The sequence below is a fragment of the Ferrovibrio sp. genome, from assembly GCF_035304305.1.
Lineage (GTDB): Bacteria > Pseudomonadota > Alphaproteobacteria > Ferrovibrionales > Ferrovibrionaceae > Ferrovibrio.
Window position 1 is genome coordinate 1 of record NZ_DATGQG010000136.1, and the last position, 5139, is coordinate 5139.

6 protein-coding genes are annotated in these 5139 nt (G+C 62.1%); 2 read left to right on the top strand and 4 right to left on the bottom strand.

Going from position 1 to position 5139, the window contains the following annotated elements; all coding sequences use genetic code 11:
- Positions 1 to 49 precede the first annotated feature (49 nt).
- From VKZ87_RS15440 to VKZ87_RS15450, 3 genes are read right to left on the bottom strand one after another with little or no spacing between them, the layout of a single operon-like run.
- Positions 50 to 544: a TRAP transporter small permease gene (locus tag VKZ87_RS15440; RefSeq protein WP_324222158.1), complete on the bottom strand. Its 495-nt coding sequence runs from the start codon at positions 542 to 544 to the stop codon at positions 50 to 52.
- A 20-nt stretch (positions 545 to 564) separates the two neighbouring features.
- Positions 565 to 1635, bottom strand: a complete 1071-nt coding sequence (locus VKZ87_RS15445) for a C4-dicarboxylate TRAP transporter substrate-binding protein (RefSeq protein ID WP_324222159.1) — start codon at positions 1633 to 1635, stop codon at positions 565 to 567.
- A 46-nt stretch (positions 1636 to 1681) separates the two neighbouring features.
- Positions 1682 to 2416 carry an FCD domain-containing protein gene (locus VKZ87_RS15450; protein WP_324222160.1) on the bottom strand — a complete coding sequence of 245 codons (735 nt, stop codon included), beginning with the start codon at positions 2414 to 2416 and terminating at the stop codon, positions 1682 to 1684.
- Positions 2417 to 2557: 141 nt separating this feature from the next.
- Here VKZ87_RS15450 and VKZ87_RS15455 point away from each other — a divergent pair, with 141 nt between their 5' ends.
- Complete coding sequence (locus VKZ87_RS15455) at positions 2558 to 3334, top strand: cyclase family protein (protein ID WP_324222161.1); 777 nt, start codon at positions 2558 to 2560, stop codon at positions 3332 to 3334.
- Between the two features lie 5 nt (positions 3335 to 3339).
- Positions 3340 to 4275: a fumarylacetoacetate hydrolase family protein gene (locus VKZ87_RS15460; protein ID WP_324222162.1), complete on the top strand. Its 936-nt coding sequence runs from the start codon at positions 3340 to 3342 to the stop codon at positions 4273 to 4275.
- Between the two features lie 2 nt (positions 4276 to 4277).
- On the opposite strand, the gene VKZ87_RS15465 is transcribed toward VKZ87_RS15460, so the two are convergent.
- A partial coding sequence (locus VKZ87_RS15465) for an SMP-30/gluconolactonase/LRE family protein (protein ID WP_324222163.1) occupies positions 4278 to 5139 on the bottom strand: 862 nt, incomplete at its 5' end.

Here is a 5139-nt window from a genome sequence, read left to right on the forward strand (position 1 = left end):
ATCAGAAGCAGCATCCCCGCAAGGGTGATGAAGCCGATTTCCAGTCCGGTCATGAACGTTCCGCCATCGCTGTGCGGAAGTCGCGTCCCGCCATGAGGAGATACTGGATGCCCATTGCGGCGCTGCCGATCAGGATCAGCAGCCTGATCGGCCAGGTGGGGGCGGTGAAGTCGCCGGCAGCGCCGACATATTCTCCGATTTCAATGGCTTCCTGGAAAGGTGCGATGCTGCCCCAGAAGATGATGAGGGCGAAGACGGCGCCCAGCAGGCAGTAGACCCCTTGGAGCCAGTGGCCCAGCCTTGGCCGTCGGGTCAGCAGGGTGTCGATCACCATGTCGGATCGTGTCATGCGTCCGACCATCAATGTATGGCCGAGCTGCAGGAACACGATACCGACGATGGAGAGGGCCAGCAGTTCGGTGGTGCCGCGTACCGGGGTGCTGAAAAGCTCCCGCCCCAGAATATCCGCGTTGATCAGGAACATGAGGAGGAAAATCCACACGGTCCCGAGGGCATTCATGATGCCCAGAAGACGGGAAAACATGGCCGGCACCACCGCGTCGCTTACTCCTTCGACCAGTCGCGCGGGAAGTTTACGCCATTGGCTTTCATCTGCGCGATATACTCGTTCAGGACCTGGGTACCGGGAAGACCCTTGGAATCCAGATCCTTCGCCCAGGGCAGCGCAACGTTGGGCAGCGCCATCGCCCACTGCTTGCGCTCCTCGGCATCCAGTGTGCGCACCTTGGCGCCGCCTTCCACCATTTTCTGTTCAAGCGTTTTCGCGGTGCTGGCGAGCAGTGCTGCGAACTTGGCGTCATATTCGGCGCCGACTTCCATAACGATTTTCTTAGCATCCGAAGGCAGCTTGTCGAAGACCCGCTTGCTCATCACCAGGGCGCCGGCAAACATTGCGCCATAATTCACCTTGGTGATATGCGGCGCCACTTCCGTCAGCTTCGCCGGAAAGGCGCCGGTCATGAAGGTCAGCGCGCCCGAGGTCACGCCGGTCTGGATGTCGTTGTAGTAGGTCTGCAGCGTGCCGGCGACAGCTACCGCGCCCGTGCCCTTGATCCAGTTGGCCGAGGGGCCCGGGGCGTTGATTTTCAGACCGTTGAGGTCTTCCAGTTTGTTGATCGGATTCTTGGTGAACAGGTGATAGGCATCCAGGCCGGTGCCGCCGAGGAAGACGGCATTGTTCCTGGCCCAGGCGTCATTCATCGGCGCGATCTTGGCCTGCATCGCCTTGATGACCTTCGACATCACGGCGACATCGTCGGTCATGAAGGGTGCCACGTAGGAAACGTTCTGCAGCGGGAATTTCGGCGCCTCGAAGATGGTGGAGACGAAAGCGAGCTCCGCGAGGCCGTCCTTGATGGCACCCGATTCGCTGCCCAGCTTCACGGCGGTGCCGCCCCAGGCACGGGTCCATTCGAATTTCGTCTTGCTGCCTACGGCCGCAAGTCGCTTGTCGACTTCGGGGATGAAGAATTCGTCGGCCAGCTTCACCCAGGGGAATACCACAGGATGGCCGGCCACCGCCGTCATCTTGATGGTCTGCGCCTGCGCCGGCTGCAAGCTGAGAGCGAGTATCGCTGCGCCGGCAGCAAGCGTGATCTTCTGTAGTGCGGACATTGGTTCCTCCCTAAAGGTTTGCCGCGTTACGGTCTGGTGGCGCCCGTCATGGCGGGGCGGTTTGTGCGAGTTCGGTTTGGCCGCTGTCGCCGAAGCAGAAATTGTAGGTGTGGCCGAGATGCTGGTGCAGCATGGCGCAGGCAGCATCGGTATTGCGGGCGAGCACCAGATTCATCAGCTGGCGGTGCTCGTCCATGATGCCGACGCCCTGTTCCACCAGGTAACTCTGCATCATGCCATGGCGGTAGCGTTCGGCCTGGTCGTACAGTCGGCTTTGCTCTTCCAGCAGGCGAGGGGAACCGCAGGCGGCCAGCAGCGCGGTATGGAAGGCTTTGTGCAGTTCGCCGAATTCGGCCAGGTTCTCAACCGGTCTGCCGGCGAGCCGCAGTACGTAGCGGTCGAGCCGGTGATAGGCGGCGAGGATGCCGGCCTCCCAGCTGTCATCGCCACGCTCGACGGCGAGTTTCAGGGCGGCTGTCTCGATGACCTGCCGCGCCAGGGTGATGTCGGCTAGGTCGTCGCGGCTCATCCCGCTGACCCGGAAGCCCCTCTGGTTCTCGATGGACACAAAGCCCTGGCTGATCAGGCGGGCGAGGGCCTCACGCAGCGGGCTCGCACTCAGCCCGTAGCGGGTTTTGAGGTCGTCGATCTGCAGCTTGGCGCCGGGCGGGTAGGCACCGGCGATGATGTCGGAGCGGATATTCCGGTATGCGAATTCCGTCAGGCTGCCCGCTTCGGCAGCCAGATCCCGGATATCCGCTTTGCGCCTCCCCTCCGTCATGGGATCACTCTGCGAAGCGGGGCGCGGCGTGTCAACGACAAACGATAAAAAAATCGACAAAATAATTCGACATCGGTAAAAGGGTTCGAGAACGAATCCGCCGGCCTGCCCAGCACAGGCTGGCCCCCAGAGGAGGAAATCATGGCCCGCCGCTTTGTGGATCTGTCCATCTATCTCGAGAACGACGTGATCTCCGATCCGCCAGGCTTCGGTCCGAAAATCGAATACATCACCCACCAGCAGAGCCCGGAGGACATTGCCAAGTTTTTCCCCGGCCTGAAAAAGGAAGACCTGCCGGACGGCGAGGGCTGGGCCGTCGAGTATGTGCAGTTGAACACCCATAACGGCACGCATCTCGATGCGCCGTATCACTTCCACTCGACCATGAACCATGGCGAGCGCGCCTGGACGATCGACGAGGTGCCGCTGGACTGGTGCTTCGGCGACGGCGTGAAGCTCGACTTCCGCCATTTCCCCGACGGCTACGTGGTGACCGACACAGATGTCGAGGCCGAACTGAAGCGTATCGGCTACGAGCTCAAGGAGCACGACATCGTGCTGGTGAACACCGCTGCCGGCGCGGCCTATGGCAAGCCGAACTATGTCAGCACCGGCGCCGGCATGGGCTACAAGGCAACCATGTATCTGCTGGAGCGCGGTGTGCGGGTGACCGGCACCGACGCCTGGAGCTGGGATGCCCCCTTTGTGCATACGGCCGAGAAATACAAGGAAACCAAGGACGCATCGCTGATCTGGGAGGGCCACAAGGCCGGCCGCCATATCGGCTACTGCCATCTGGAGAAGCTCCACAATCTCGAGGCGCTGCCGCCGTTCGGCTTCACCGTCTCCTGCTTCCCGCACAAGATCCGCGGCGCTTCCGCCGGCTGGACCCGCGCCGTCGCCATCATCGAGGAATAACACAGATGAAATTCTGCACCTTCAGTCACCCGGCGCGGGGCTCCATGCGCCCGGGCGTGCTTACCTCCGACGGCGCAATGATCGTCGATCTGGGTGACAGCTTCGGCGGTGTTCTCGACGTCATCAAGGGCGGCGAGGAAGCGAAAGCCCATGTCCGTGCACTGCTCGACAAGGCGGAAATCCGCGTGCCGCTGAGTGACGCAAAGCTGCATGCGCCAGTGCCGGTGCCGGAACAGATCCGCGATTCCATGCTGTTCGAAAAGCATGTGCAGCAGGCAATGGAACGCATCGCCATGATGCGTAAGCCGGTGCTGGGTCCTCTCATGGTCAAGCTCGGCATGATCAAGGTCGCGCCGACCTGGTACCAGATTCCGATCTACTACAAATCGAACCGCTTTTCGGTGAACGGACCGGACGGGGACGTGATCTGGCCGCGCTACAGCCAGGTGATGGATTTCGAGCTGGAATTCGGCTTCTTCCTCGGCAAGGGCGGCAAGAACATCCGGCCGTCGGAAGCGCGCGAGCACATTTTTGGCTTCACGATCTTCAACGACTTCTCCGCCCGCGACGCCCAGAGCATCGAGATGCAGAGCATGCTCGGCCCCTGCAAGGGCAAGGATTTCGATACCGGCAACAGCATGGGTCCGTTCCTGGTGACCATCGACGAGATCGGCGATCCCTATAACCTGCGCATGCAGGCGCGGGTGAATGGCGAGACCTGGTGCGACAGCAATTCCGGCACCATTCATCACAAGTTCGAGGATCTGCTGGCGCGCGTCTCGGCTGACGAAACCGTGCATCCGGGCGAGTTCTTCGGCTCCGGTACGGTCGGCGACGGCTGCGGCCTTGAGCATGGCCGCTTCCTGAAGGACGGCGACGTGGTCGAACTGGAAGTCGAGAAGATCGGCATCCTGCGGAACCGCGTGGTTCGGCAGAAATAGGCTCAGCCGACGAAAAGCGGCTCCGGCAATCCGGGAACATCGACGCGCACCGAGAAGATGCCGCCGGCCAGCGGCATCTTCTGCAACTCCTCCGGCGTGTGTTTCTGGCGCGCCGTGGTGATGTAGAGCGTCTTCAGATCCGGACCGCCGAAGCAGGGCATGGTGGGTGCCTTCACGGGCAGCCGGATTTCACGCAGGCGCCGGCCTTCGGGCGAGAACTGGGCCACCTTCCCGGCGCCGTACAGGGCGACCCAGTAATTCCCGGCAGAATCCACAGCGGCGCCATCCGGCTTTTCGCCCGCGTCTCTCAGATCGATGAACAGCCGCCGGTTCGAGATGCGGCCATCCCGGATGTCGTAGTCGTAGGCGTAGACCTGCTGCGTCGGCGTGTCGGCGTGATACATCGTCGTGCCGTCGGGGCTCCAGGCCAGGGCATTGGAGATTGTGACGGGGCCGACAATCTCCTGCCGGATCAGTTCCCTGCCATCGAGACGATAAAACGCACCGCCAGCCTCTCCGCGCGGCTCGAAGATGGTACCGACATAAAAGCGGCCCTGGCGGTCGCAGCGACCGTCATTGAAACGTTGTTCCTGCGGATTGCCGTAAGGGGCAGCGGCCAGCTTCTCTCGCTGGCCGGCCCGCAGATCCAGCCGGTAAATCCCGCTGCGCAGGGCCGCGATCATGCCGGTTTCTGTCAGCGCGATGCAGCCGATCGACTCCGGCATCGACCAGGTATCGATGGCGCGGGTGATCGGATCGTAGCGGTGCAGCGCCGGCGTATTGATATCGACGAACCACAGCTTCTTCTCGCGGGTGCACCAGACCGGGGATTCACCCAGGTCGAACTGGCCGTCCAGGACGCAG

Excerpts from the sequence above, each read along its gene's own strand:
- VKZ87_RS15450 (WP_324222160.1), bottom strand. The coding sequence starts at position 2,416 with ATGACGGAGGGGAGGCGCAAAGCGGATATCCGGGATCTGGCTGCCGAA.
- VKZ87_RS15445 (WP_324222159.1), bottom strand. The coding sequence starts at position 1,635 with ATGTCCGCACTACAGAAGATCACGCTTGCTGCCGGCGCAGCGATACTC.
- VKZ87_RS15440 (WP_324222158.1), bottom strand. The coding sequence starts at position 544 with ATGTTTTCCCGTCTTCTGGGCATCATGAATGCCCTCGGGACCGTGTGG.
- VKZ87_RS15455 (WP_324222161.1), top strand. The coding sequence starts at position 2,558 with ATGGCCCGCCGCTTTGTGGATCTGTCCATCTATCTCGAGAACGACGTG.
- VKZ87_RS15460 (WP_324222162.1), top strand. The coding sequence starts at position 3,340 with ATGAAATTCTGCACCTTCAGTCACCCGGCGCGGGGCTCCATGCGCCCG.